Below are 22,892 nucleotides of genomic sequence, written 5' to 3' on the forward strand. Positions count from 1 at the left end.
CTCACACCCTATGAGTTCATCTGCAAAATTTGGGCAAAAGAGCCCGAACGGTTCCGACTCGATCCCACCCATCAAACGCCGGGACTAAACACCTAGGATCTGCGCTCCGCTTCGCGTTCGCTCCGCCCCAGGATGACGAAGGCATGGCGTCCTTTGGCTATTAGCAGAATGATCGACGACTGGAGCTTGAACCAAACGGCCCGCCTTTCAGCGGGCCGTTCGTCATGAAATCAGCAGTCTGATCACTGAGCCGGTGCTGGGGCAGGCGCCGGTGCCGGTGCCGGAGCGGGTGCCGGCGCAGGGGCCGGAGCGGGTGCTGGTTCTGCCGGAGCTGGAGCGGGAGCGGGCGTTGCCGGAGCTGCTGGCGCAGGAGCCGGTTCGGCTGGCTTCATCGGCTCGGCGGGTGCAGGAGCCGGAGCCGGGGTGCTGGCTGCGGGCGGTTCGGCAGGCGCAGGTGCCTCGCTACGTCTTCCAAAAACATAATAGGCGACAATTGCCAGGATAACGACAACCAGGGCAATCAGCCAGCCGCTGCCACCGCCGCGACTTGGCCTTGCGGTGCCGGGCGAGGTGAATGGGTCGTTCGGATTGGGTGTGTTCGCCATAAAAGTGTCCTCCGTGGATGAAAAACATCAAGTAATAGCCATCAACGTACAATCGTTGAATGGGTTTCACATTAGGCGTCGAAAACGCCGAAAACAGGGCAATTCTGATCCGGAATCGCTTGCAGGCATGCATTTCCACCGCGAAATGGGTTTCGATCGAGCCAAACCGAACCTTTTTCAGTTTCTTGGCACGAAGCGCGGCTGGTCCGCCGTCGCGCCACGAATCAGGGTTGACCCAGCTTGGCAATGATTCGGTGTGCAACTCCGCCGTGCTGTTCAGTTGACGGCGGTGACGGTGTAGCCGGCCTTGCGGAAACCCTCGACCAAGCCTTGCGCTCCAGGAAGGTGCATGGCGCCGACCGCCATGAAGACGTTGCCGCGGGCGAGGATCGGCGCGGCACGATCGACCATCACCTTGTTGCGGCTGGTGATCATGGTCTGCTCGAATTCGGCGTAACCCGATTGGTCGTCGACCTGTTCGGGAATGACGGTCCGAAACAGCGGTACGTACATGCCGGTGTCGCCACGCCGGTAAAGCACGATCATGGTTTCGTTGACGTCGTTCACCTTGTCACCAAGCTTCAGCGTATCGACCAGCCCCTTCAAGTGAAAGGTGATCGGCAGCGAGGCCATGGCGCGCAGCTGGTCGGCGACTGTCTCCAGCCCCTCGACCGATTTGCCCGAAGCCTTGGCGTCCTTGGCAAGCTTGACGTCGAGCACCGGCGCGCCGCCAGCCTGGCGGGCGACTTCGCATGCAGGCAGCGCCACCATCGCTGACAGCAACCAGGGCTTCATCTTGGCGACGGTCGCTGGCGGGATGCCACGCGCATCGAGCGCCTTGTTGACCACCGCCGCATCGTCCGGCGACAGCAGCGACGAAAGCGTCGTCTTGTCGGTGAACATCATCAGATCCGGCTCTTTCAGCAGTGCTGCCATCATCTTCTGCTTGTCGAGCACTTCGGTGGTCTCGATGATGACGGTGCCGGCGGCATCGAATGCCTTCTGCGCGGCGGGCGGCAGCGTGGTGACGCGCGGGTCGGTCACGTACATGGTGCCGAACAGGAAGGACGGTTTTTCGCCTGATTTTTCGAGCTTCCACAGCAAGCCCTTGCCGTTCGGCGTCGCTGCCGCGTCCGCCTCGATCTTGCCGTAGGTGGCCGGGTCGCCCTTTTGCAGCGCGCTCAGCATATCGGTACCGGCGCAGACCGGGGTCTCGGCGCGTGCCTTGCCGGCGGCGAGCAGCGCGATGATGAGGAAGGAGAGGAAAAACAGGGCGTTGAGCGCGACAAGCAGCTTCAGCGACACATGAGTCGCGCGGTCGGCGATGACGATGAGGCGTTTCATGCTGCGGTTCTAGGCGCAAAAAGCGGCAAAACGGTTAACCGGCGCATCAAAATTGTTGCGAGATGGCCACGGATTCATGCATCCATCACGCACGAGGATGTGCTGCTTCATAAATCTCGAGCAGCCTTGCCGTGTCGACGCCGGTGTATATCTGGGTGGTCGACAGGCTGGCATGGCCCAGCAATTCCTGAATGGTGCGCAGGTCGCCGCCACGCCCAAGCAGATGCGTGGCGAAGGAATGGCGCAGCGCATGCGGCGTCGCCGTGTCGGGCAGGTTGAGCGCCGAGCGCAGCTTGGCCATATCGCGCTGGACGATTGCCGGGTTCAGCGGGCCGCCGCGGGCACCGCGAAACAGCAGGCCCTTGGGATCGAGATGCCAGGGGCAGAGGCGGCGGTATTCGGCAATCGCCCGCAGCGCCACCGGCAGCACCGGTACCAGCCGGGTCTTGCCACCCTTGCCGGTGACGCGCAGCACGGTATCACCAGGCGAGGACAGATCGGCGCCCAACAGGCCGAGCGCCTCGGAAATGCGCAAGCCCGAACAGTAAAGCAACGTCAGCACGGCAGCGTTGCGGGCGGCGATCCACGGCTCCTCCGCCAGTTGGCCTTCCACCGACACGACGTGTTTTGCATCGCTTGCCGTCAGCGGCTTGGGCAGTGATTTCGGCTGGCGCGGCGCGCGCAAGGCTGCGGCACCCGCGGCATTGGCGAGGCCGCGCCGTTCGAGGAAACGCAGCAGCGAGCGGATGCCGGCCAGCCCGCGCCCGAGCGTGCGGGCACCGGCGCCCTCGGCACGGCGGGCGGCGAGAAAGCCGCGCAAATCGGCGGGGCGCAGATCGGCGATGTCGGAAATGCCGGGCGAGCCGCCGCAATGGCCGGTGAGGAAATGCAGGAACTGGCGCGTGTCGCGCTCATAGGCCTCGACGGTTTCGGGCGACAGCCGGCGTTCTCGCGCCAGCATCTTCAGCCAGTTCTCGCGCGCCGCCTGAAGGTCGGGTTTCGCCGGTATGAGGAATTCCTGCATTTGCGCTCTTCCAGTATTCCGCCCATCCAATTCTGGGCCATCTTCCGACAGTCGGGTTAGGAAGCGGTGAAGAGCGTCGTCATTGAAATGACGACTGGCTGGGGTTAGAGCAAGGCAAAGGATTTTCCGCAGATGACCAAGCCGCAAAACCCCGTCCAGATGGCCGTGATCGGTGCCGCGCATGGCATCAAGGGCGAATTGCGCGTCAAGAGCTTTACCGGCGATCCGCTGGCGCTGGCCGATTACGGTCCGCTCTATGCCAGGGATGGCCGCGCCTTCCAGATCGTCGACATCAGGCCTGCCAACACCGTGGTGGTGGTGCGCTTTAAGGGCATCAGCGATCGCAATGCCGCCGAGGCGCTCGCTGGCACCGAATTGTTCGTCGACCGTTCGGTGTTGCCGGACGAGGGCGAAGAGGACGAATTCTACCATGCCGACCTCGTCGGGCTGGAGGTCAAGGACGACACTGGTGCGATCATCGGCAAGGTCGTCGCCGTGCACAATTTCGGCGGCGGCGACATTCTCGACGTGACGCTGGCGGAACGCAAAGGCGTGCTCATCCCGTTCACGCAGGCCGCCGTTCCGGAAGTCTCGATCGCCGGCGGCTTTGTCCGCATCGATCCAGCCGCAGCAGGGCTGGTCGAGGACGAGGACGGCGAGCCTCCCGGTGACGACGGTTTCGACCCGAAGGGCAGGCCGCGCGGGCCGAGGGACGCCGGAGGCAACCGGTGAGTTTTTTTGCTTCGGTGCTGACGCTCTATCCCGAAATGTTTCCCGGCGCGCTCGGCCTGTCGCTGGCCGGACGCGCGCTGGAGACCGGCACTTGGTCGCTCGAAACAATCCAGATCCGCGACTTCGCCAGTGATCGTCACCGTACCGTCGACGACACGCCGGCCGGCGGCGGCGCCGGCATGGTGATGCGGGCGGACGTGCTGGCCAGCGCCGTCGACCATGCCTCGTCGCCGGGCGATCGGCGTCCAAAACTGCTAATGAGTCCGCGTGGAAAACCACTGACGCAGCGCCGTGTGCGCGAGCTCGCCGCCGGGCCGGGTGCGGTGATCGTCTGCGGCCGTTTCGAAGGCGTCGACCAGCGGGTCATCGAAGCGCGAGAGCTCGAAGAAGTGTCGATCGGCGACTTCATCCTGTCCGGCGGCGAGCCGGCAGCACTTGTGCTGCTCGACGCGGTGGTGCGCCTGCTGCCCGGCGTCATGGGCAATGCGGTATCGGGCGAGGAAGAGAGCTTTGAAAACGGCCTGCTCGAACATCCGCATTATACGCGGCCGCAGGCGTTCGAGGGCCGGCCGATCCCCGAGGTGCTGATTTCGGGCAATCACAAGAAGATCGCCGCATGGCGGCGGGCCGAAGCGGAGAGGCTGACGAAAGAGCGAAGGCCGGATCTTTTAGCCGCTCAGCCCTTGTCGAAATAGTAAAATGCCAGGAACAGGCCGACCGCGATGACGAAGCCGCGCACCGCGTTCTGTGGGACGCGCCTGGCGATCCAGACGCCGGCATAGCCGCCGAGCGCGCCACCCGGGATCATGATGATCGCCTGCAGCCAGGCGATGACGCCGCCGGAGACGAAAACCAGGATGGCTATTGCCGCGATAACCACGGCCAGCATGTTCTTCAGTGCATTCAGCCGGTGATAGTCGCCGGACTGGGTGAGGCCGAGAGTTGCCAGCATCATGACGCCCATGCCGGCGCCGAAGAAGCCGCCATAGACGGCGGTGGCGAACTGCGCCAGGGAACCGACCAGCGAACCCACCGCGGCCTCATGCCCGGGCTTGGGCGCCGGCTTCAGCCATGGCCCGGCAGCGAACAATGCGGTTGCCGCCAGCAGCAGCCACGGCACCAAGGCGCGGAACGACGGGTTGTCGAGCGCCAACAGGATTAGCGCGCCAGCCAGCGCCCCGAGAGCCGAAATGAGGCTGAGCAGCAGTGCGCCGCGCCAGAAATGCTTGATGTCGTCCCAATAGGCGAGCGTCGAGGTGATGTAGCCGGGGAACTGCGTCACCGACGATGTCGCATTGGCGACGATCGGCGGCAGGCCGGCCAGCGTCATGGCGCCAAAGGTTATGAACGTGCCGCCGCCGGCAACGGCGTTGACCGCGCCTGATAGAAAGCCGGCGAGGAAGAGCAGGACCGCGTCCAAAATTGGCATGAGGGCCGTCGTCGCTGGAGGAAAATGCCTATCATCCGGCTTAGAAAGCTTGACGCGCGGGCGCAACCCCCTGGACCACAAGCGATCGCAGGAGTGCCACAGCGGGCGCTAGTCAAAAAGGAACGCGGCACCAAAAAAGAAACAGCGAAGACGTGACAACGCGCCGAAATAGCTGTATGTGCGCGCCGAACCGGAAGAAAAATTTGCCGGACCCGTCAACAATGACGGTGTAGTCGCCCCTGCCCGATGTTCTCGAACAGATGTTCTCGAACGAAGGGCATAGCCGAGCGGTCGATGGGACTGCAAGGCGAGTGTCGGACGCTCTGACTGTCGGAAGAACAAGAAGTGGATTTTTGAGATGGACATCCTCCGTCAGCTCGAGGCCGAGCAGGCCGCCAAGATCGAAGCCAAGCGCAAGCTCCCCGAATTCCAGCCCGGCGATACCGTGCGCGTCCAGGTCCGCGTGACCGAAGGCACCCGCACCCGCGTCCAGGCCTATGAGGGCGTGGTCATCGCCCGCGCCGGCGCCGGCTTCCAGGAAAGTTTCACCGTCCGCAAGATCTCCTACGGCGAAGGTGTAGAGCGTGTGTTCCCGGTCTATTCGCCGATGGTCGAGGGCGTCGAGATCGTGCGCCGCGGCAAGGTGCGTCGCGCCAAGCTGTATTATTTGCGTGACCGTCGCGGCAAGTCGGCCCGTATTTCGGAAAACACCGGCGTGCGCGCCCGCAAGCTCAACGATGAGGAGCGTGATGCGCTGAACGCCGAGAAGGCGCGCATCGAGGCCGAGAAAGTGGCCGCCGCCCAGGCGCTGGCCGCCGAGAAGGCAGCGCAGGACGCCGCCGAGAAGAAGGCCGCCGACGAGGCCGCCAAGGCCGCGGAAGCAGCTGCCGCCGAATAAGGCGTCTTCAAACCCATGTTTTCGGAAAGGCGGCTTCGGCCGCCTTTTTGGTTCGCGAGGTGGATTCGATTTTGCCGGGCCGCATCGGTCCACAATCGATACGGATCGTTCCGTAATCCCTCCGTTGAAAGCATTGGAATTCATTTTCATGCCGAGCGGCGCATCGGACCGGCTTGCAAGGCGCCTGCGGAAAGCTAAAGTCGGCGCCGGATTTCCTGCATGCCTCGGCCGATCGAGGCGGTTCAGTTCCTGGGGAGCGCGTCATGACCAAATCGAAACTGCTGCTGGCCGGCCTGGTGGCCTGCCTTCTCGTGCCTGTCGCGGCTCTGGCGCAGGCGCTGCCCGACCTCGGCGGCAAGAAAGTGGTGGTGGTGACCGAAAACGCCTATCCGCCGCTGCAGTTTATCGATGCAAAGACCGGCAAGCAGATCGGCTGGGAATATGACGCGATGAACGAGATCGCCAAACGGCTGAATTTCAAGGTCGAGTACCAGAACACCTCCTGGGACGCGATGATCCAGGCGGTTTCCGACAACCAGTACAACATCGGCATGACCGGCATCACGATCAAGGACGACCGCAAGCAGAAGGTCGATTTCTCCGATCCCTACATGCGCTCGGAACAGTTCATGCTGGTGCGCGGCGACGAGAAGCGCTTCACCGACGCCAAGACGTTTGCCGCCTTCAAGGACGGGCTGATCGGCGCGCAGGCCGGCACCACGCCGTTCTACACCGCCGTCTACAGCGTGCTCGACGGCAATGAGCAGAACCCGCGCATAAAGCTGTTCGAGACGTTCGGCGCGACGGTGCAGGCGCTAAAGGCCGGCGACGTCGACGTCGTGCTCACCGACGGCACCGCCGGCAAGGGCTATGTCGATGCGTCCAATGACGGGCTGAAGCTGATCGGCGGTCCGCTCGGCACCGAGGATTTCGGCTTCATCTTCCCCAAGGGCTCGGATCTGGTGGGGCCGGTCAACGCCGCGATCGCCGCGCTGAAGGCCGACGGCACGCTCGACGCGCTCAATAAGAAGTGGTTCCTCGACTACAAGATGGGGGCAGTAGTTAGTCTTGGCGCTTCGGCTTTCGCTAGTCGCTAACGTTGATGAACAGGATTGGCCGTCACCAGCGCTTTCGCCAATCGCTAACCTTGCAAAGGAGGCACTGCCGACCTCCCTTGCGGGAGAGATCTCCGGTATCTGCTTTGCCAGCGTCGCTTGATGCCCCCTGCACCTCCATCATCCACGCCAAAACCCGACTTCCCGTGGTGGCTTGCGGTGGCCGTGGCGATCGCGCTGGCCGCCGCCGTCTTCATCGCCGCCAGCGACCTCTATGCCCCGGTTTTCGCGACCGTCGCCAAGGGCATCGGCGTCACTATCTTCGTCACCGTGATTGCCTTCGCGCTGGCTTGCGCCATCGGGCTTGCCGTCGCGCTGATGGGGCTTTCGGGCTCGCGCTGGCTCAGCCAGATCGCCCGCTTCTATGTCGAGATCATCCGCGGCGTGCCGATCCTGGTGCTGTTGTTCTGGATCGCCTTTGCCGGCGCGCCGGCCTTCGTCGCGGCGTGGAACGCACTGACGGCGCCGCTGCAAAGCGCCGGCCTGTTCGGCGAACTGCTGGTACGCGACGTGTCGTTGCTATGGCGCGCCATCATGGCGCTGACCATCGGCTATTCGGCCTTCATCTCGGAGGTTTTCCGCGCCGGCATCCAGGCGGTCGAGAAAGGCCAGATCGAGGCGGCCAAGGCGCTCGGGCTGACGCGCACGCAGCGCTTTCGGCTGATCGTCTTTCCGCAGGCGATCCGCACCATTCTGCCGCCGCTCGGCAATGATTTCGTCGCTATGGTCAAGGATTCTTCGCTGGTCTCGGTGCTCGGCGTCGCCGACATCACCCAGATGGGCAAGATCTACGCCGCGGGCTCGTTCCGCTTCTTCGAGACCTATTCGATCGTCGCCTATATCTATCTCATCCTGACTGTCGGTCTGTCACTGGCCTTGCGGTCGCTGGAGAAGCGGCTGCGCCACCAGAATGGGGAATAGAAGGCGGGCGAAGGAGGCGCTACTATCGAGTGAATGCGACCGCCCCAGGAGGACCCATGATCGTCGACAAAGCCAATGCGGCGCTGGAATCGGTCTATACGGCCGATACGCCTGAGGCGCTCGCCAAGGCCTATGCAGAATGGGCCGCGACCTATGACGGCGAAACCGCGGCGCTCGGCTATCTCCTGCCGTTCCTGATCACCGCCTGGGTGGCGCGCCATGTGCCATCAGGCGAAGGGCCGCTGCTCGACGCCGGCTGCGGCACCGGCCTGTCGGGACCGTCGCTCAAGGCGCTCGGCTACCACGACATTGCCGGGCTCGACCTGTCGCAAGACATGCTGAAAATTGCCGGCAGTCGGCAGGCCTACAGCGAGCTGAAACAGGCGATGCTCGGCGGGCCACTGCCTTGGCCCGATGGCCATTTCCGCGCGTTCTTCTCGACCGGCGTGTTCACCATCAGCCATGCGCCGGCGTCCGGCCTGCCGGAGCTGGTGCGCATCACCAAGAAGGGCGGCCACGCCATCTTCACGGTTCGCGACCAGGTTTTTGCAAGCGGCGGGTTTCGCGACGTCTTTGACGAACTGGAGCAGGCGACAAAATGGCGGCCGGTCGAAGAGAGCCCGTGGTTCCGCTGCTACGCGATCGCCGAGCCCGAGGCGCTGGTGAAGACCTTCGTGTTCGAGGTGCTTTGAAGCGCCTGTTTGCAGGACTTGGGTTCCTCGCCCTCGCGTAGCGGGGGAGGAACCCAGGTTCTGCGAAGGCAGCCGCGATTGCTGAAAAGCCAAAACATTGATAAGAGCAGCGCCATGGAAGAGCTTTTTGGCGATCCGGCCTATAAGGGTTTCGTGCTGCAGGACAGAAAACGCCTGCCGTCGCGATTTTCCGCGCGCGTCTGCGGGGCACTGACCAGCCGACTTAGCTAGGGCGATCCGCCAGGCTGTTTCGCCGGGCCGACCGGCGTCCTTTTCCCTTTTTAAATCGACGGATTTATGCACATGAGCGCACCGCGCACCCTCTACGACAAGATTTTCGACGACCATGTCGTCGACCGCCAGGACGACGGCACCTGCCTGCTCTATATCGACCGCCACCTGGTCCACGAAGTGACCAGCCCGCAGGCTTTCGAAGGCCTGCGCATGACCGGCCGCAAGGTTCGGCATCCGGAAAAGACGCTGGCCGTGGTCGATCACAATGTGTCGACCTCGCCGGAACGCAAATTCGGCATCAAAAATGAAGAAAGCCGCATCCAGGTCGAGGCGCTGGCCAAGAACGCTAAGGATTTTGGCGTCGAGTATTATTCAGAGAAGGATATCCGCCAGGGCATCGTCCACATCATCGGCCCGGAGCAAGGCTTTACGCTGCCCGGCATGACCATCGTCTGCGGCGACAGCCACACCTCGACGCACGGCGCTTTCGGCGCCTTGGCGCATGGCATCGGCACCTCGGAAGTCGAGCACGTGCTGGCGACGCAGACGCTGATCCAGCGCAAGGCCAAGAACATGCTGGTGCGCGTCGACGGCGCGCTGCCGGAAGGCGTCACCGCCAAGGACATCATCCTCGCCATCATCGGCGAGATCGGCACTGCCGGCGGTACCGGCTATGTCATCGAATATGCCGGCGAGGCGATCCGCGCGCTGTCGATGGAAGGCCGCATGACGATCTGCAACATGTCGATCGAAGCCGGCGCGCGCGCCGGCCTGATCGCGGCCGACGAGACGACCTTCGCCTATGTCAAGGACAAGCCGCGCGCTCCCAAAGGCGAAGCCTGGGATGCCGCGCTTGCCTATTGGAAGACGCTCCAATCCGACGAAGGCGCGCATTTCGACAAGGTGGTCGTGCTCGACGCGGCAAAACTGCCGCCGATCGTCTCCTGGGGTTCCTCGCCCGAGGACGTCGTCTCGGTGCAAGGCATCGTGCCGAACCCGGATGACATCACTGATGAGAACAAGCGCAGCTCCAAGCAACGCGCGCTCGACTATATGGGCCTGACGCCGGGCACCAAGATCACCGATATCGAAGTTGACCGCGTCTTCATCGGCTCCTGCACCAATGGCCGCATCGAGGATCTGCGCGCCGCCGCCAAGGTGATCGAGGGCAAGAAGGTCAATCCGCGGGTCAATGCGATGATTGTGCCGGGCTCCGGCCTGGTCAAGGAACAGGCAGAAGCCGAAGGTCTCGACAAGATCTTTCTCGCCGCCGGTTTCGACTGGCGCGAGCCGGGCTGCTCGATGTGCCTTGCCATGAACGACGACCGGCTGAAGCCGCATGAGCGCTGCGCCTCGACCTCGAACCGCAATTTCGAAGGGCGCCAAGGCTTCAAGGGCCGCACCCATCTGGTGTCGCCGGCAATGGCGGCGGCGGCGGCGATCGCCGGCCATTTCGTCGACATCCGCGAGTGGAAATAGCACCCGGAGCACCGGGATCTGATATGACTTGCCCGAGCCGCAATGCGGTTCGGGCCTTTCTTCAGCCGGGGCGCCTGATGAATTCGTGGAATTCCTCACGGCGGCCGGGTTGATCCTTCGCCACGACCAGCGCCAGTTGGCGCTCGTCGAAAAGCTTGAACCATTCGTCCCATTCAACCAGTTCGTAGCCGCCGGCATGGACCGGGCGTTCGGCCTCGTCCTGGTCCTGGTAGGCGTGCTGGCCGAAGACCAGCCTCAGCATGGCCTGCGTTCCGGTTTCGGGCGACACGTCGACGATCGCCGGAAAGCCGGCGCGCGCCGCGACCCATGAGCGAATTGCATCGTGATCGGTCAGCATGATCGTGTCGGCCATCAGAGCGTCTCCTGGTTGCCGTCGTGAAACGCCGCCCGCCGTTCCCGGTTCCGTCTAGCAGCTTCACCGACGCATCCGTCGTATATTCGCCTTCGCTTAACCGCTTGTTTGGGCTTCCGCTCTAAGGTCTCCTGAGGGGAAGCGAGGGGAAGTTACAGCGCTTGGACACCGGCCTGCTCATAGCGCTGCTCAATCCAGGCATCGCCCTCACACTCGGCGCGGCATTTCTCGTGCTGTGGTTCTATCAACGCCACCGTCCCTATCTGATCGTGCTGGCGGCGGGCTACTCGGCCTCGGCCGCAGGCTTCCTGCTCCAGTATTTCACGCTGCCGGTCGGTATGGCGCCGACCAAGCTCATGTCCATCCTATGCTTCACCTTTGCGACCTGCTGTCTCGCCGGCGCGGTCATTGCACGCTATGGGCGGCGCGTGCCTTATCCAGCGATCGGCATTCTGGCGGGCGGCGGCCTGGCCGCGGTCTCGTGGTTTCTCTTTGCCCGGCCGGATATCACCTGGCGGATCCTTGCCATCAATTTCAGCTTCGGCGGCATCAGCCTGGTTGTCGCGGCCGAGTTGCGCGCGGTGCGCAACAACGGTCCGACGGAAATGATCCTGTTCGTGCTGTCGCTGCTTTCCGGTCTGAACTTCCTGGTGCGGACCCTTGCCGTTGTCATCGCGCATGGGCCGTTCACGAGCTATGAAGGGCTTTACTCCTCGTCCTATTGGACGACGGCGCTGCTGTCGCATGCACTGCTGTCGCTGCTTATCGCGCTTTGCCTGTTCGGCGCCGCCGCGCTCGATGTGATGAAGGCCCTGAAGACCGAAACCCTGACGGACCCGCTATCGGGCCTGCTCAACCGCCGCGGCTTCGAGGAGCGCGCCATGCTTGTCCTGCAGTACTGTGCCACGGCGCGGTTGCCGGTTGCGCTGGTGCTGGCCGATCTCGATCATTTCAAGGCGCTCAACGATCAGCATGGCCACGCGGCCGGGGATCGCGTCATCGCCGACTTCGCCGCCAAGCTTCTGTCGGCTGCAGGCACGCGCGGCGTTGCTGGCCGCATCGGCGGCGAGGAGTTCGCCGTGCTTTTGCCGCTCAGCGACCTTGGCGCGGCAAGATTGTTTGCCGAAGCCATTCGCATGCTCTATTCGGCGGGCAGAATCGACGGGCTTCCGCCTGACACAAGAGTGACCGCGAGCTTCGGCGTGGCCGCCCGTACCGGCGACGAAGGGCTGGACCCGCTGATGCGCCGTGCCGACGAAGCGCTCTACAAAGCCAAGAGGAATGGCCGCGACAGCGTGTGCCTGTCCTATCAGCGGCCTGAAACGGTGTTCTTTCCCCATCGGACCAGTGCCGGCTGAGCGTCAGCGGCGGCCTCGAATTAACGTCTTTTTCGCGCCTCGGTGGTTTGCTGTTCGGCGGGGAGTGCCAAAAACGCAATGGGCAGCGCCAATTTCATCCTGGTGATCAACCTGTTCGTTGCCGGGCTGCTGGCGGCGGCCTTCATGACGATCGCCGTCTATGACGCAGGGCGGGTGTCGGCTCGCCGGCTTGCGTTCGGCTATGTACTGGGCATGGCCTATTTCGCCATCGAATTCAGCATCCCTGCCTTCGACAATGCACGACCGGTGGTTGTTGCAGCCTTTGCCGCTTTCCTTGGCGCTACCGTCGCCTTCAATGGCGGGCTTGCCCATAAATACGGCGTTTCGCGCCCGTGGCCGCCGATGCTCTTCTTCCTGGTCTTCGCCACCGTGGCGGTCTACTTCGTACAGGACCTGCCACGTCAATCCTTTGTGCGAATGGCGGCCTACCAGCTTCCCTATGCGGCTATGCAATTCACCGGGCTGACGATCGTCTTGTCGTCCAGGCAAAGACGCGAGCGGCTCGACTATATGCTGATGGCTGTCCTGGCGGCCAGCACCTTGCAGTTCGCCAGCAAACCCTTCATCGCCCATGCGCTTGGCGGCTGGGGCGCCAACCCGCAATCTTATGCGCAGACCAGCTACGCGTTGGTGTCGCAGTCTATCGGCACCGTGTTCGGCCTGGCGCTTGCGCTGGTGACGTTGGCTATCCTGGTCCGCGACGTGCTCGCCGAGGCGACGTCGAAATCGGAAACCGATACGCTTTCACGGCTGCTCAACCGTGGCGGCTTCGAGCGCCATGCCGAGATCGCACTGCGCGACGCCATGCGGCGGGCTGTCCCGGCGGCACTGGTCATTGCCGATCTCGACCATTTCAAGCGCATCAACGATACGTACGGCCACGCGTCCGGCGATCGGGTCATCGAGACCTTTGCCGGTTTTCTCCGCGATGCCGCGGCCGACCATCATGTCGCCGGCCGCATCGGCGGCGAGGAATTCGCTATTTTCCTGCCGGGGACCAACCTCGCCGCCGCCCGGCTCTTCGCCGAGGGCACGCGTACCGCCTTCGGTGCCACGCCCATCGACTGCCTGCCGGCGGATCATCGCTGCAGCGCCAGTTTCGGCGTTGCCGAGCTTGGTTCGGGCGAAAGCTTTTCCGACCTGCTGCGGCGCGCCGACAAAGCGCTCTATCAGGCGAAGGGCAGCGGCCGCGATTGCGTGCGTGTCTCGGCCGGGCCGGCCGCTGCCCAGCCGGCGCCGGCGACAAACGGCAGCGCGGCCGTCAGCGGCAGGGGCTGAGCTCCGGCATCTCGCCGTCGGCGAGGCCGTACATATAGCTGCGGCCCTTCACGAAAACCGGCGGCCTGTAGCAGTCGCCGCCGCGGACATCGTCCGATTCGTTTTCATAGATCACGTCGGGCTGGCCGGCGCTGGTGTAGTCGGACAATTCCTTGGCGAGCTTGCCCTCGCCGACGAGAATACGCTTGTAGCCGGCGGCGCTTTCGATGACGAGATTGCCGAAGGAATCGGCGTAGACGCGGTCGTGGTGGCGCGCCCCGGCAAGTGCCGGTGCGGCGATGCCGACGGCGAGCGCCGCCAATACGAGCCCGGGAAGGCGCGATCTTGCTGAATTCGAATGCACGGCGTGCTGCTCCATTGCTGAGAGGCAAGCCTCCTCGAATCAGAAATTAACCTTTTATTAACCTTTGTTAAGAGGGCAACCGCCGCCGCTGCGAGGTCTCGGAAAACATGGTTAATATCCGGCGGCCCACCGGCCATCATTCGGCCATGCTTGTTCCCACCATCGCCGGCATCGAGCGCGACTCAAAAAGCATGAAAATCCGGTGGCTTGCCGGAACATCGCGGCCGGTTCGATGGGCGGGGAAAGCAGCATATGATGTTACGCCGAACGTTTCGGATGGCGCTGGGCATTCCGCCTCTGCTGGTTGCCGCCGCCTGCGCGCCGCAGAGCAGTGCGCCCAAGCTCGGGAATACAGTGGCCGCGTCTGCCGCGATCACTCCCACCCAATCGACGGCACCGCAGCCGCGCATGGCAACGTACAAGTGCGCCGACGGCGGCATAATGACCATCGAGAATCTCGGGACGTCGGTGCGCGTGCTCGGCCCGGACGGCACCAGCGCCGAGTTGCCGGCCTCACCCGCCAATCAGACAAGCCGTTACGGCGAGGCGCATGACGCAATCGTGATCGACGGGCGCGATGCGCTGGTGATGAAGGGCGGTGCCTCACCGGTGGTCTGTACACGCTGATCGACCCGGCGCGGCAGCCATGTTCCGCAGTGCAGCGACGTTGTGCCGGCTCAAGCCCACAGCCTAATCGATTGAAGCCAAAAGCCTGGCTTTCATCAGACTAAATTACGTTTTCAAAACGATTTTCCGGCTTTGACGCGGTGCAAAAAGAGCATTAGAAACCGGCTGTCCGAAGTCGCAACCGGAAGCGGCAATGCCGCATTTCCACCTGAGGCTCCAGAGACGCCGAACTGGGGGAGCCATGAGCAAATCACCAGCCACCCGCGAATTTGCCAGACGTGAACGGCCGCTTTCGCCGCATCTGACCGTCTATCGGCCGCCGATCACGATGACGATGTCGATCGTCCATCGCATCACCGGCGGGGCGCTCTATTTCGGCACGCTGCTGGTCGCGCTGTGGCTGATGGCGGCGGCGAGTTCGGAGGCGACCTTCAATGCCATCAACTGGGCCTTCGGCTCGTGGCTCGGACGGCTGGTGCTGTTCGGCTACACCTGGGCGCTGATGCACCACATGCTGGGCGGTGTGCGTCATCTGATCTGGGACACCGGCACGGGCCTTGAAAAGCATACGGCGTCGAGGATCGCCTGGGCGACGCTCGCCGGCTCCGTTGTACTGACGCTGCTGATCTGGATCGCCGGCTATATGGCGCGGGGAGCCTGACATGAGCAGCAAAAACACCGACATGCGCACGCCGCTGGCCAAGGTCCGCGGCCTCGGTTCCGCCCGCGAAGGCACCGGCCATTTCTGGCGTCAGCGGCTGACGGCGATTTCCAACATCCCACTGATATTGTTCTTCGTCGGCTTCCTGATTGCGCTCAATGGCGCCAGCTATGGTGAGGTGCGCGCCGCACTTGCCAATCCGTTCGTGGCGCTGGTCCTGGCGTTGGTGCTGCTGTCGGTGCTCTACCATATGCGGCTCGGCATGCAGGCGATCATCGAAGACTATGTGCATGGCGAGGGCACCAGGCTGGCGCTGCTCGCCCTCAACACATTTTTCCCCCTAGTGGTCGGCGTCGCCTCGGTCTTCGCCCTGCTTAAACTGGCTTTTGGAGGCTGATTTTTGGCCAAGGACGCGAAGAACGCCAACACGGCTTCCGCCTATACCTATGTCGACCACAAATTCGATGTCGTGGTCGTCGGCGCCGGCGGTGCCGGCCTGCGCGCGGCGCTCGGCATGGCCGAACAGGGCCTGCGCACCGCCTGCATTACCAAAGTGTTCCCGACGCGTTCGCATACCGTCGCGGCGCAGGGCGGCATCGCCGCCTCGCTCGCCAATATGGGCCCCGACAACTGGCAGTGGCATCTCTTCGACACCGTCAAGGGCTCGGATTGGCTGGGCGATACCGACGCGCAGGAATACATGGTGCGCGAGGCGCCGGCGGCGGTCTACGAACTCGAACATTACGGCGTTCCCTTCAGCCGCACGGAGGACGGGAAAATCTACCAGCGGCCGTTCGGCGGCATGATGATGAATTTCGGCGAGGGGCCGCCGGTGCAGCGCACCTGTGCTGCCGCCGACCGCACCGGCCATGCCATGCTGCACACGCTCTATGGCCAGTCGCTGAAGCACAATGCGCAGTTCTTCATCGAGTATTTCGCGCTCGACCTGATTATGGAGCCGGACGGCACCTGCACCGGCGTCGTCGCCTGGAACCTCGACGACGGCACCATCCACCGTTTTTCGGCCAAAATGGTGGTGCTGGCGACCGGCGGCTACGGCCGTGCCTATTTCTCGGCCACCTCGGCGCATACCTGCACCGGCGATGGCGGCGGCATGGCAGCACGGGCAGGCCTGGCGCTGCAGGACATGGAGTTCGTGCAGTTCCATCCGACCGGCATCTACGGCGCCGGCTGCCTGATCACCGAGGGTGCGCGCGGCGAGGGCGGCTATCTCGTCAATTCCGAGGGCGAGCGCTTCATGGAGCGCTATGCACCGTCGGCCAAGGACCTTGCTTCCCGAGACGTGGTCTCACGCTGCATGACGCTGGAGATCCGCGAAGGCCGTGGCGTCGGTCCCAAGAAGGACCATATTTTTCTCCACCTCGACCACCTTGATCCGGCCGTTTTGCACGAAAGGCTCCCGGGTATTTCGGAGTCAGCAAAGATCTTTGCGGGCGTCGACCTGACCAAGGAACCGATCCCGGTGCTGCCAACCGTCCACTACAATATGGGCGGCGTGCCGACCAATTACTGGGGCGAGGTGCTGAACCCGACGGCGTTGAATCCGGACCAGGTGTCGCCCGGGCTGATGGCGGTCGGTGAGGCCGGCTGCGCCTCGGTGCACGGCGCCAACCGGCTGGGCTCGAACTCGCTGATCGACCTGGTGGTGTTCGGCCGCGCGGCGGCGATCCGGGCCGGGCAGGTGATCGACCGCACATCGGCGGTCCCGTCGCCCAACGAGGCCTCGGTCGAGAAGATCATGGACCGCTTCGACCGGCTGCGCCACGCCAACGGCTCGACGCCGACAGCGGTTTTGCGCGAAAAAATGCAGAAGGCGATGCAGGAGGACGCTGCGGTATTCCGCACCCAGGAATCGCTGGAAAGCGGCAGCAACCGCATTTCGCAGATCTGGGGCGAACTCAGCGACGTCAAGGTGTTCGACCGCTCGATGATCTGGAACTCCGATCTGGTCGAGACGCTGGAGCTGGAAAACCTGATGGCCAACGCCATCACCACCGTCTATGGCGCCGAGGCGCGCAAGGAAAGCCGCGGCGCCCATGCGCGCGAAGATTTTTCGGCCCGCGACGACGCGGTCTGGCGCAAGCACACGCTGGCCCGGCTCAACGAGGCCGGCGAGGTGGCGCTCAGCTACCGGCCGGTGCACACCGAAACGCTGCTTAGGGAAGCAGACGGCGGCATCAACCCGGCCAAGATCGCGCCAAAGGCCAGGGTGTATTGACGATGGCGCTGGCGGCAGCTGGATATTCCGGCACGCCCCTTCCGGCCAAGCTCGGCCTGAAGGACGGGATGACCGCCGCGTTTATCGCACTGCCGGCGGAACTCGACGATCTGGCCGAAGCCGTCGACTTTGCCCATGTCGACAGGCTGGCCGACTGGTCGAAGATTTCAAATGCTGCCTTGAAATACGATGCCGTTCACGCCTTCACCAGACAGCGTGCAGAGATCGAGGACCGTCTCGCCGACGTCGAAGCGGCGATCAAGCGCGACGGCATGGTCTGGGTGTCCTGGCCGAAAAAGGCGTCGAAAGTGCCGACCGACGTCACCGAGGACGTTATCCGCGCCGAGGCGCTGAAGCTCGACCTCGTCGACGTCAAGGTCGCCGCCGTCAACGGGATCTGGTCCGGGCTGAAGCTCGTCATCCGAAAGGACCTGAGGTAATGGTCGAACTGACGCTTCCGAAAAACTCGAAGATCATGGCCGGAAAAACCTGGCCGAAGCCGGAGGGTGCCACCAATCTGCGCGAATACCGCATCTACCGCTGGTCGCCGGATGATGACGAGAACCCGCGCATGGACACCTATTTCGTCGACATGGACGATTGCGGGCCGATGGTGCTCGACGCGCTGCTCTGGATCAAGAACAAGATCGACCCGACGCTGACGCTGCGCCGCTCCTGCCGCGAGGGCATTTGCGGCTCTTGCGCCATGAACATCGACGGGTCGAACACGCTGGCCTGCACCAAGGGCTGCGACGACATTTCCGGCGCGATCAAGGTCTATCCGCTGCCGCACATGCAAGTGGTCAAGGACCTGGTGCCCGACCTCACCAATTTCTACGCCCAGCATGCCTCGATCGAGCCGTGGCTGAAGACGGTGTCGCCCGAGCCGGCCAAGGAATGGCTGCAAAGCCACGAGGACCGCGAGAAGCTCGACGGGCTCTACGAATGCATATTGTGCGCTTGCTGCTCGACCTCCTGCCCGAGCTACTGGTGGAACGGCGAGCGCTATCTCGGCCCGGCGACACTGCTGCAGGCCTATCGCTGGCTGATCGATTCCAGGGACGAGGCCACGGGCGAGCGGCTCGACAATCTCGAAGACCCGTTCCGGCTCTATCGCTGCCACACCATCATGAACTGCGCCCAGACCTGCCCGAAGGGGCTCAACCCGGCCAAGGCGATCGCCGAGATCAAGAAGATGATGGTGGAGCGACGGGTATAGCGGCGGACGGGTTGTGCTGCAGGGATCATCTCGTCGGTAGTGATCCTTCGCGCCCCCCTCTGTCCTGCCGGACATCTCCCCACAAGGAGGGAAATCGGCAGCTGACATCGCCCGTCTGCAATGTTGGAGGTTGGCGAAAGCCGACGTGACATCCAATCTCCCCCCAAGTGGGGGAGATGTCCGGCAGGACAGAGGGGCGCCGTCCCTCCAGCCTCAGAAGGGTAGCCGATCCTATGACCGATATCGAATTGCCCATCCTCTCCCCCATCGAAGCGCGCGTGCTCGGCTGCCTGATCGAGAAGAAGGAGCTGACGCCGGACGTCTATCCGCTGACGCTCAATGCAGCACTTGCCGCCGCCAACCAGAAGACGGCGCGCGAGCCGGTGATGTCGGTCGAGCTTGCCGAGGTCAGACGGGCGCTTGGCCAGCTGGAGCAGAAGGGCCTCGTCAGGCAGGTGTTTGCGTCGCGCGTCGAACGCTACGAGCATGTCGTGGCGCAGCGCTTTTCCCTGACCTCGGCGCAGATCGCACTGCTTGGCCTGTTGTTGTTGCGCGGCCCGCAGACAGCCTATGAATTGCTGGCACGAAGCGAGCGCATGGCACGGTTGCCGTCGATCGACGAGCTTCGCGGCAATCTCGATCTGCTGATCGGCCGCAGGCCGCCGCTCGTGCAGCAGATCGATCACGGCCCCGGCCAGCGCGAAGACCGTTATGTCCATCTCCTCAGTGGGCCGCCGCAGCTGTCGGCTGCCGCCGCGCCCCTGCCGTCCTCGCCGGCCTCGGATCTGGAAATGCGCGTGCAGGCCCTCGAGGAAGAAATTGCCGAGCTGCGCGCCCGAATCGACGCGCTGACCGGCGACAGACGATAACGAACCTTCGATACGTCGGCGGACAGCGCCCCTTCTGCCTTGGCGGACATCTCCCTACGAGGGAAGATTGGACGTCATCCCTGGCTTCCGCCAATCTCTAACGCTGAAAAGAGGGCGAGACCGGCGAAGCTGCCAATCTCCCCCTCGTGGGGGAGATGCCCGGCAGGGCAGAGGGGGGCGCGAAGGATCGTCGACGTTTATATCCTTCGCTGGTCTGCCGATGGCTCTCTCAGCCGAGCCTGGCGTCGAGCGATACCTTGATGGCGCCGAGCGCCTTTGACACCGGGCATTCGGCTTTGGCCTTCTCGGCCAATTCCTTGAACTTGGCGGCATCGATGCCCGGCACCTTGCCGACCAGCGTGATCGCGCTGCCGGTGATGCCGGTGCCGGGGACCAGCGTCACCACGGCCTTGGCGTCGAGCTCGGAAGCCGGAGTGCCATTTTCGGCGAGAAAATGCGAAAGCTGCATGGCATAGCAACCGGCATGGGCGGCGGCGATCAGCTCTTCCGGATTGGTGCCGGATTTGCCGCTCTCGTCCTCGAAACGCATCTTGGCGGAATAGGGCGTGCCCTTCAGCGTCCCGCTCTGGGTTTCGAGCGTGCCTTTGCCTTCCTTGAAACTGCCTTTCCAAACGGCGTTGGCGGTGCGGTCCATCAATTCCTCCTTGATTGTCGTGATTGAGCCCGTAGTCGGCGTCCGGTCGACTATAGCGCGCGCTGGAGCGAAGGCCACCCACGCTTTCGTATCGGCGGCAGCGTGACGCATCATGTCGAGCGAAAAAAATTCGAAAAAAATACGCGTGCAAAAATGTCGACTTCCATCTGTCCCGGCCGTCCTGCGGGCGGCCATGGACTTGGTGGCCGGATGGAGGACCACATGAACAATCTGTTTTCTGCTCACTGGACAAGCACCGGCCACAGGGCCGGTGAACAACAAGCCGACTGGTCGCGCCTGCAGCCCTCCGGCTTCGGCCGACTGCTTGCGGCGATTGCCATTATCGGGATTGCGGTGTCTCTTCTCGACTATGCTGCGGCCGGTCTCGATTCTACGGCAGGCAAGGGCTCCGCGGAGATTTCCGTAGCCTCGTCTTCCACTTCAAGCCAGGAATGGAGATAAAAATGAAGTATGTTTGTCTGGTCTATGGTGAAGAAAAAGATCTCTACGCAATGACGCCCGAGAGGCTGGCCAAGCTCGACGCCGATTCGATGGCCCATGACCGGTCATTGGACCAACGCGGGATGCTGATCATCGCGCAGGCGCTGCAATCGGTGAAAACGTCGAAAACCGTTCGCAGGCGCCAGGGCAAGCGGCTGGTCACCGACGGCCCCTTCGCCGAAACCAAGGAGCAGTTGCTCGGCTTCGTCATGATCGAGGCCGAGAGTCTCGACGGGGCGCTGGAGATCGCGGGCGAGATTCCGCTGGCCGAAATCGGCACGATCGAGGTGCGGGCGATCTACAACGTGCCGGGATCATAGAGATCTCGATAGCTGCTCCGCGGAGCGGTGCCGACCAACAACTGGCGCGGGCTTTCGCTTTCTTCGTCGGACGCAACTTTTGCGTGTTGAAGCGAAGCAATACTTCTCCTATCGTCGCCGAGATTGGGGGATCTCGGGGCATGCATATACTGATTGCGGCAATCGGCCTGTTGGGAGCAGCGGCCTTCTGGTGGTACCGGCTGAAGATCATGAACGACGCGGCGCGTGAGGTTGCCGACGTCGTCGGCCGGGTCCAGGGCAATGTGCGCCGCAAGAAACTGCGCAAGCAGGCGGCGCTCTCGCCGCTGACGGCGATCGACGATCCGGTCGTGGCGGCCGCGACGCTGATCACCGCCATCGTCTCCGAGAATGGTCCCATGCTGCCGCAACGCGAAGCCGCCATTCGATCGGTGATTTCGGAGATTGCCGACAAAAAGCAGACCGATGAGGCGGTGATCTATGCAAAATGGGCGGCTTCGCAAATCGATGACGCCACGATCGTCATCGACAAGCTGGCGCCGTTCCTGCGCGAGCACCTCGACGCGGCTGAAAGGAACGATCTGCTGCAGATGGTCGGCCGTGTGGCGAAAGCCGGCGAGCAAAGCTTGCAGATTTCCGATCAGCGAATGCTCCGGCTGCGCCAGAAGCTGGGCTTCGAGGTCAACTGAGCAACGCTCAGATCGCCTCGCCCTTGAACAGTTTCGGCGTGTCGCCGGACAGACCCGACGCCTGGCGGATGAAGAACTCCTTCAGCCGCGGCATGCGCTCGACGAGGCCGAGGCCGACGTCGCGCAAAGTGCGCAGCGGGCCGAAATCGTTGGAAAACAGCCGGTTCAGCACATCGGTGGTGATGCCCATCTGCACCGTATCGAAGCGCCGCCATTGCTGGTAGCGCTCGAGCACGTCGAGCGCGCCGATGTCCTGGCCGAGCCGGTCGGCCTCGACCACCACTTCGGCCAGCGCAGCCACGTCCTTGAAGCCGAGATTGAGCCCCTGGCCGGCGATCGGGTGGATGCCGTGGGCGGCGTCGCCGGCAAGCGCGATGCGCGGCGCAACGAAGGCGCGCGCAATGGTCAGCCTGAGCGGCCAGGCGCGGGGCTTGTCGGCGATATGGATTTCGCCGAGCTTGAGGCCAAAGCGCTGCTCGAGCTCATATTCCAGGACCAGGGTGTCGCCCTTGACCAGCTTTTCGGCATCCTGCGACCGTTCGACCCAGACGATCGACGAACGGTTGGTGCCGCCCTTGCCCGGCTTGAGCGGCAGCGTGGCAAAGGGGCCTGCGGGAAGGAAATGCTCTTCGGCGCGGCCGTTGTGCGGCCGCTCATGCGCCACGGTGCAAACGATGCCAGACTGGCCATACTCCCATTTCACGGTCTTGATGCCGGCCATGTCGCGCAGCTTCGAGTTGACGCCGTCGGCGGCAACGAGCAGCCGCGCCTTCAGCGTCGCCCCGTCGGCAAGATGCACGGTGATGCCGGCGCCGTTGATGTCGAAGGCGCTGACGGCGACGCCTTCAATGATGCCGATGCCGAGTTGTTCGGCGCGCCGGCGCAAGGCGCCGTTCAAATCCTTGTTGGCGACCATGTGCGCAAACGGTTCGCCTGGCGCAACCTCGCCGTCGAAGGTGAGGAACACCGGGCGGACCGGATCCGAAGTGCGCGAATCGGTGACGATCATTTCGGTGATCGCCTGCGCCTCCGGCGCGATCTCGTTCCAGACGCCGAGCTGGTCGAGCATGCGGCAAGCGGCGGCGGCAATCGCCGAGGCGCGGCCGTCCTTCCGCCAGACGCCGGCGGGCGCGGCGTCGACGACGGCGACGGCGAGGCTCGGCCGCGCCTGCTTCAGTGATACGGCGGCGGCCAAGCCGACATAGCCGGCGCCGGCGACCAGAACGTCGAGCGAATTCTTGCTGTCCACCATGACCATTCCTTTTACGGCGCCAGCCTCTTGACCTA

Annotated in this window: 27 protein-coding genes; 19 read left to right on the plus strand and 8 right to left on the minus strand. The window is 63.6% G+C overall.

What is annotated here, in order from left to right; genetic code table 11:
* Nucleotides 1–462: 462 nt before the first annotated feature.
* The 3 genes from NKJ08_RS29765 to NKJ08_RS29775 form a co-directional block, all read right to left on the minus strand.
* Nucleotides 463–867, minus strand: coding sequence for a hypothetical protein (locus tag NKJ08_RS29765; RefSeq protein WP_352530092.1), 405 nt, complete (start codon nt 865–867; stop codon nt 463–465).
* Nucleotides 868–881: 14 nt separating this feature from the next.
* Nucleotides 882–1,949, minus strand: coding sequence for a TraB/GumN family protein (locus tag NKJ08_RS29770; protein WP_352784706.1), 1,068 nt, complete (start codon nt 1,947–1,949; stop codon nt 882–884).
* A gap of 85 nt (nt 1,950–2,034) precedes the next feature.
* A complete protein-coding gene (locus NKJ08_RS29775; RefSeq protein WP_352784709.1) occupies nt 2,035–2,973 on the minus strand; it encodes a tyrosine recombinase XerC in 939 nt (312 codons plus the stop codon).
* A gap of 132 nt (nt 2,974–3,105) precedes the next feature.
* On the opposite strand from NKJ08_RS29775, the gene rimM reads away from it, so the two are divergent.
* Both rimM and trmD read left to right on the plus strand, forming a co-directional pair.
* A complete protein-coding gene (gene rimM, locus NKJ08_RS29780; protein ID WP_352530086.1) occupies nt 3,106–3,705 on the plus strand; it encodes a ribosome maturation factor RimM in 600 nt (199 codons plus the stop codon).
* A complete protein-coding gene (trmD, locus tag NKJ08_RS29785; protein ID WP_352530084.1) occupies nt 3,702–4,400 on the plus strand; it encodes a tRNA (guanosine(37)-N1)-methyltransferase TrmD in 699 nt (232 codons plus the stop codon). Before rimM ends, trmD begins: the two co-directional genes overlap by 4 nt.
* On the opposite strand, the gene NKJ08_RS29790 is transcribed toward trmD, so the two are convergent.
* Nucleotides 4,382–5,134, minus strand: coding sequence for a sulfite exporter TauE/SafE family protein (locus tag NKJ08_RS29790; RefSeq protein WP_352530082.1), 753 nt, complete (start codon nt 5,132–5,134; stop codon nt 4,382–4,384). The genes trmD and NKJ08_RS29790 overlap by 19 nt on opposite strands.
* A 358-nt stretch (nt 5,135–5,492) precedes the next feature.
* Between NKJ08_RS29790 and rplS the strand changes: the two genes are divergently transcribed.
* From rplS to leuC, 5 genes are all read left to right on the plus strand, one after another.
* The gene (rplS, locus tag NKJ08_RS29795) at nt 5,493–6,032 is read left to right on the plus strand and encodes a 50S ribosomal protein L19 (RefSeq protein WP_352468080.1); all 540 of its coding nucleotides are present in this window, start codon (nt 5,493–5,495) and stop codon (nt 6,030–6,032) included.
* Nucleotides 6,033–6,295: 263 nt separating this feature from the next.
* Nucleotides 6,296–7,129: a basic amino acid ABC transporter substrate-binding protein gene (locus NKJ08_RS29800; protein WP_352784712.1), complete on the plus strand. Its 834-nt coding sequence runs from the start codon at nt 6,296–6,298 to the stop codon at nt 7,127–7,129.
* A gap of 120 nt (nt 7,130–7,249) precedes the next feature.
* Nucleotides 7,250–8,068, plus strand: coding sequence for an amino acid ABC transporter permease (locus tag NKJ08_RS29805; RefSeq protein WP_352530078.1), 819 nt, complete (start codon nt 7,250–7,252; stop codon nt 8,066–8,068).
* 56 nt (nt 8,069–8,124) lie between these two features.
* Nucleotides 8,125–8,760, plus strand: coding sequence for a class I SAM-dependent DNA methyltransferase (locus NKJ08_RS29810; protein ID WP_352530076.1), 636 nt, complete (start codon nt 8,125–8,127; stop codon nt 8,758–8,760).
* 303 nt (nt 8,761–9,063) lie between these two features.
* Nucleotides 9,064–10,473: a 3-isopropylmalate dehydratase large subunit gene (gene leuC / locus NKJ08_RS29815; RefSeq protein WP_352530074.1), complete on the plus strand. Its 1,410-nt coding sequence runs from the start codon at nt 9,064–9,066 to the stop codon at nt 10,471–10,473.
* A gap of 61 nt (nt 10,474–10,534) precedes the next feature.
* On the opposite strand, the gene NKJ08_RS29820 is transcribed toward leuC, so the two are convergent.
* On the minus strand, nt 10,535–10,846 hold the full coding sequence (locus NKJ08_RS29820) for a hypothetical protein (protein ID WP_352779835.1): 312 nt from the start codon (nt 10,844–10,846) through the stop codon (nt 10,535–10,537).
* A gap of 161 nt (nt 10,847–11,007) precedes the next feature.
* Here NKJ08_RS29820 and NKJ08_RS29825 point away from each other — a divergent pair, with 161 nt between their 5' ends.
* Entirely contained in the window at nt 11,008–12,204 is a 1,197-nt protein-coding gene (locus tag NKJ08_RS29825; RefSeq protein ID WP_352530070.1) for a GGDEF domain-containing protein, read from the plus strand.
* Between the two features lie 78 nt (nt 12,205–12,282).
* Entirely contained in the window at nt 12,283–13,503 is a 1,221-nt protein-coding gene (locus tag NKJ08_RS29830; protein ID WP_352530068.1) for a GGDEF domain-containing protein, read from the plus strand.
* Here NKJ08_RS29830 and NKJ08_RS29835 read toward each other — a convergent pair.
* Nucleotides 13,487–13,846 carry a hypothetical protein gene (locus NKJ08_RS29835; protein ID WP_352530066.1) on the minus strand — a complete coding sequence of 120 codons (360 nt, stop codon included), beginning with the start codon at nt 13,844–13,846 and terminating at the stop codon, nt 13,487–13,489. The two genes, NKJ08_RS29830 and NKJ08_RS29835, sit on opposite strands and share 17 nt — an antisense overlap.
* Nucleotides 13,847–14,254: 408 nt before the next feature.
* On the opposite strand from NKJ08_RS29835, the gene NKJ08_RS29840 reads away from it, so the two are divergent.
* The 7 genes from NKJ08_RS29840 to NKJ08_RS29870 all read left to right on the plus strand — a co-directional run bounded on the left by NKJ08_RS29840 (nt 14,255) and on the right by NKJ08_RS29870 (nt 19,461).
* On the plus strand, nt 14,255–14,473 hold the full coding sequence (locus tag NKJ08_RS29840; protein ID WP_352530064.1) for a hypothetical protein: 219 nt from the start codon (nt 14,255–14,257) through the stop codon (nt 14,471–14,473).
* A 241-nt stretch (nt 14,474–14,714) separates the two neighbouring features.
* Nucleotides 14,715–15,134, plus strand: coding sequence for a succinate dehydrogenase, cytochrome b556 subunit (gene sdhC / locus NKJ08_RS29845; protein ID WP_352530062.1), 420 nt, complete (start codon nt 14,715–14,717; stop codon nt 15,132–15,134).
* A gap of 1 nt (nt 15,135) precedes the next feature.
* Nucleotides 15,136–15,531, plus strand: coding sequence for a succinate dehydrogenase, hydrophobic membrane anchor protein (sdhD, locus tag NKJ08_RS29850; protein WP_352530060.1), 396 nt, complete (start codon nt 15,136–15,138; stop codon nt 15,529–15,531).
* Between the two features lie 3 nt (nt 15,532–15,534).
* Nucleotides 15,535–17,373 carry a succinate dehydrogenase flavoprotein subunit gene (sdhA, locus tag NKJ08_RS29855; protein ID WP_352530058.1) on the plus strand — a complete coding sequence of 613 codons (1,839 nt, stop codon included), beginning with the start codon at nt 15,535–15,537 and terminating at the stop codon, nt 17,371–17,373.
* Nucleotides 17,374–17,375: 2 nt separating this feature from the next.
* Entirely contained in the window at nt 17,376–17,813 is a 438-nt protein-coding gene (locus NKJ08_RS29860; RefSeq protein ID WP_352530056.1) for a DUF3052 family protein, read from the plus strand.
* Nucleotides 17,813–18,592: a succinate dehydrogenase iron-sulfur subunit gene (locus NKJ08_RS29865; RefSeq protein WP_023722699.1), complete on the plus strand. Its 780-nt coding sequence runs from the start codon at nt 17,813–17,815 to the stop codon at nt 18,590–18,592. The genes NKJ08_RS29860 and NKJ08_RS29865 overlap by 1 nt, the downstream gene beginning before the upstream one ends.
* 233 nt (nt 18,593–18,825) lie before the next feature.
* Nucleotides 18,826–19,461: a YceH family protein gene (locus NKJ08_RS29870; RefSeq protein ID WP_352530054.1), complete on the plus strand. Its 636-nt coding sequence runs from the start codon at nt 18,826–18,828 to the stop codon at nt 19,459–19,461.
* Nucleotides 19,462–19,690: 229 nt separating this feature from the next.
* Here the strand turns inward: NKJ08_RS29870 and NKJ08_RS29875 are convergent, their stop codons facing one another.
* Nucleotides 19,691–20,116, minus strand: coding sequence for an OsmC family protein (locus tag NKJ08_RS29875; RefSeq protein ID WP_352530052.1), 426 nt, complete (start codon nt 20,114–20,116; stop codon nt 19,691–19,693).
* A 222-nt stretch (nt 20,117–20,338) separates the two neighbouring features.
* Here NKJ08_RS29875 and NKJ08_RS29880 point away from each other — a divergent pair, with 222 nt between their 5' ends.
* From NKJ08_RS29880 to NKJ08_RS29890, 3 genes are all read left to right on the plus strand, one after another.
* On the plus strand, nt 20,339–20,578 hold the full coding sequence (locus tag NKJ08_RS29880; RefSeq protein ID WP_352530050.1) for a hypothetical protein: 240 nt from the start codon (nt 20,339–20,341) through the stop codon (nt 20,576–20,578).
* A gap of 2 nt (nt 20,579–20,580) precedes the next feature.
* On the plus strand, nt 20,581–20,937 hold the full coding sequence (locus NKJ08_RS29885; protein ID WP_352530048.1) for a YciI family protein: 357 nt from the start codon (nt 20,581–20,583) through the stop codon (nt 20,935–20,937).
* Nucleotides 20,938–21,077: 140 nt separating this feature from the next.
* A complete protein-coding gene (locus tag NKJ08_RS29890) occupies nt 21,078–21,605 on the plus strand; it encodes a hypothetical protein (RefSeq protein WP_352530046.1) in 528 nt (175 codons plus the stop codon).
* 7 nt (nt 21,606–21,612) lie between these two features.
* Here NKJ08_RS29890 and NKJ08_RS29895 read toward each other — a convergent pair whose 3' ends face one another.
* Nucleotides 21,613–22,863: a ubiquinone biosynthesis hydroxylase gene (locus NKJ08_RS29895; protein WP_502904223.1), complete on the minus strand. Its 1,251-nt coding sequence runs from the start codon at nt 22,861–22,863 to the stop codon at nt 21,613–21,615.
* Nucleotides 22,864–22,892 lie beyond the last annotated feature (29 nt).

It is taken from the genome of Mesorhizobium sp. M0244, assembly GCF_040321795.1.
Lineage (GTDB): Bacteria > Pseudomonadota > Alphaproteobacteria > Rhizobiales > Rhizobiaceae > Mesorhizobium.

What these genes read in the sequence shown, in the direction of transcription:
- NKJ08_RS29840 (WP_352530064.1), top strand. Translation starts at nt 14,255, where the DNA reads ATGGCAACGTACAAGTGCGCCGACGGCGGCATAATGACCATCGAGAAT.
- NKJ08_RS29865 (WP_023722699.1), top strand. Translation starts at nt 17,813, where the DNA reads ATGGTCGAACTGACGCTTCCGAAAAACTCGAAGATCATGGCCGGAAAA.
- NKJ08_RS29860 (WP_352530056.1), top strand. Translation starts at nt 17,376, where the DNA reads ATGGCGCTGGCGGCAGCTGGATATTCCGGCACGCCCCTTCCGGCCAAG.
- NKJ08_RS29870 (WP_352530054.1), top strand. Translation starts at nt 18,826, where the DNA reads ATGACCGATATCGAATTGCCCATCCTCTCCCCCATCGAAGCGCGCGTG.
- NKJ08_RS29895 (WP_502904223.1), bottom strand. Translation starts at nt 22,863, where the DNA reads ATGGTCATGGTGGACAGCAAGAATTCGCTCGACGTTCTGGTCGCCGGC.
- NKJ08_RS29805 (WP_352530078.1), top strand. Translation starts at nt 7,250, where the DNA reads ATGCCCCCTGCACCTCCATCATCCACGCCAAAACCCGACTTCCCGTGG.
- NKJ08_RS29790 (WP_352530082.1), bottom strand. Translation starts at nt 5,134, where the DNA reads ATGCCAATTTTGGACGCGGTCCTGCTCTTCCTCGCCGGCTTTCTATCA.
- NKJ08_RS29885 (WP_352530048.1), top strand. Translation starts at nt 20,581, where the DNA reads ATGAAGTATGTTTGTCTGGTCTATGGTGAAGAAAAAGATCTCTACGCA.
- NKJ08_RS29800 (WP_352784712.1), top strand. Translation starts at nt 6,296, where the DNA reads ATGACCAAATCGAAACTGCTGCTGGCCGGCCTGGTGGCCTGCCTTCTC.
- NKJ08_RS29820 (WP_352779835.1), bottom strand. Translation starts at nt 10,846, where the DNA reads ATGGCCGACACGATCATGCTGACCGATCACGATGCAATTCGCTCATGG.
- sdhC (WP_352530062.1), top strand. Translation starts at nt 14,715, where the DNA reads ATGAGCAAATCACCAGCCACCCGCGAATTTGCCAGACGTGAACGGCCG.
- NKJ08_RS29830 (WP_352530068.1), top strand. Translation starts at nt 12,283, where the DNA reads ATGGGCAGCGCCAATTTCATCCTGGTGATCAACCTGTTCGTTGCCGGG.
- NKJ08_RS29880 (WP_352530050.1), top strand. Translation starts at nt 20,339, where the DNA reads ATGAACAATCTGTTTTCTGCTCACTGGACAAGCACCGGCCACAGGGCC.
- NKJ08_RS29770 (WP_352784706.1), bottom strand. Translation starts at nt 1,949, where the DNA reads ATGAAACGCCTCATCGTCATCGCCGACCGCGCGACTCATGTGTCGCTG.
- leuC (WP_352530074.1), top strand. Translation starts at nt 9,064, where the DNA reads ATGAGCGCACCGCGCACCCTCTACGACAAGATTTTCGACGACCATGTC.
- NKJ08_RS29810 (WP_352530076.1), top strand. Translation starts at nt 8,125, where the DNA reads ATGATCGTCGACAAAGCCAATGCGGCGCTGGAATCGGTCTATACGGCC.
- NKJ08_RS29890 (WP_352530046.1), top strand. Translation starts at nt 21,078, where the DNA reads ATGCATATACTGATTGCGGCAATCGGCCTGTTGGGAGCAGCGGCCTTC.
- NKJ08_RS29875 (WP_352530052.1), bottom strand. Translation starts at nt 20,116, where the DNA reads ATGGACCGCACCGCCAACGCCGTTTGGAAAGGCAGTTTCAAGGAAGGC.
- sdhD (WP_352530060.1), top strand. Translation starts at nt 15,136, where the DNA reads ATGAGCAGCAAAAACACCGACATGCGCACGCCGCTGGCCAAGGTCCGC.
- NKJ08_RS29775 (WP_352784709.1), bottom strand. Translation starts at nt 2,973, where the DNA reads ATGCAGGAATTCCTCATACCGGCGAAACCCGACCTTCAGGCGGCGCGC.
- rplS (WP_352468080.1), top strand. Translation starts at nt 5,493, where the DNA reads ATGGACATCCTCCGTCAGCTCGAGGCCGAGCAGGCCGCCAAGATCGAA.
- rimM (WP_352530086.1), top strand. Translation starts at nt 3,106, where the DNA reads ATGACCAAGCCGCAAAACCCCGTCCAGATGGCCGTGATCGGTGCCGCG.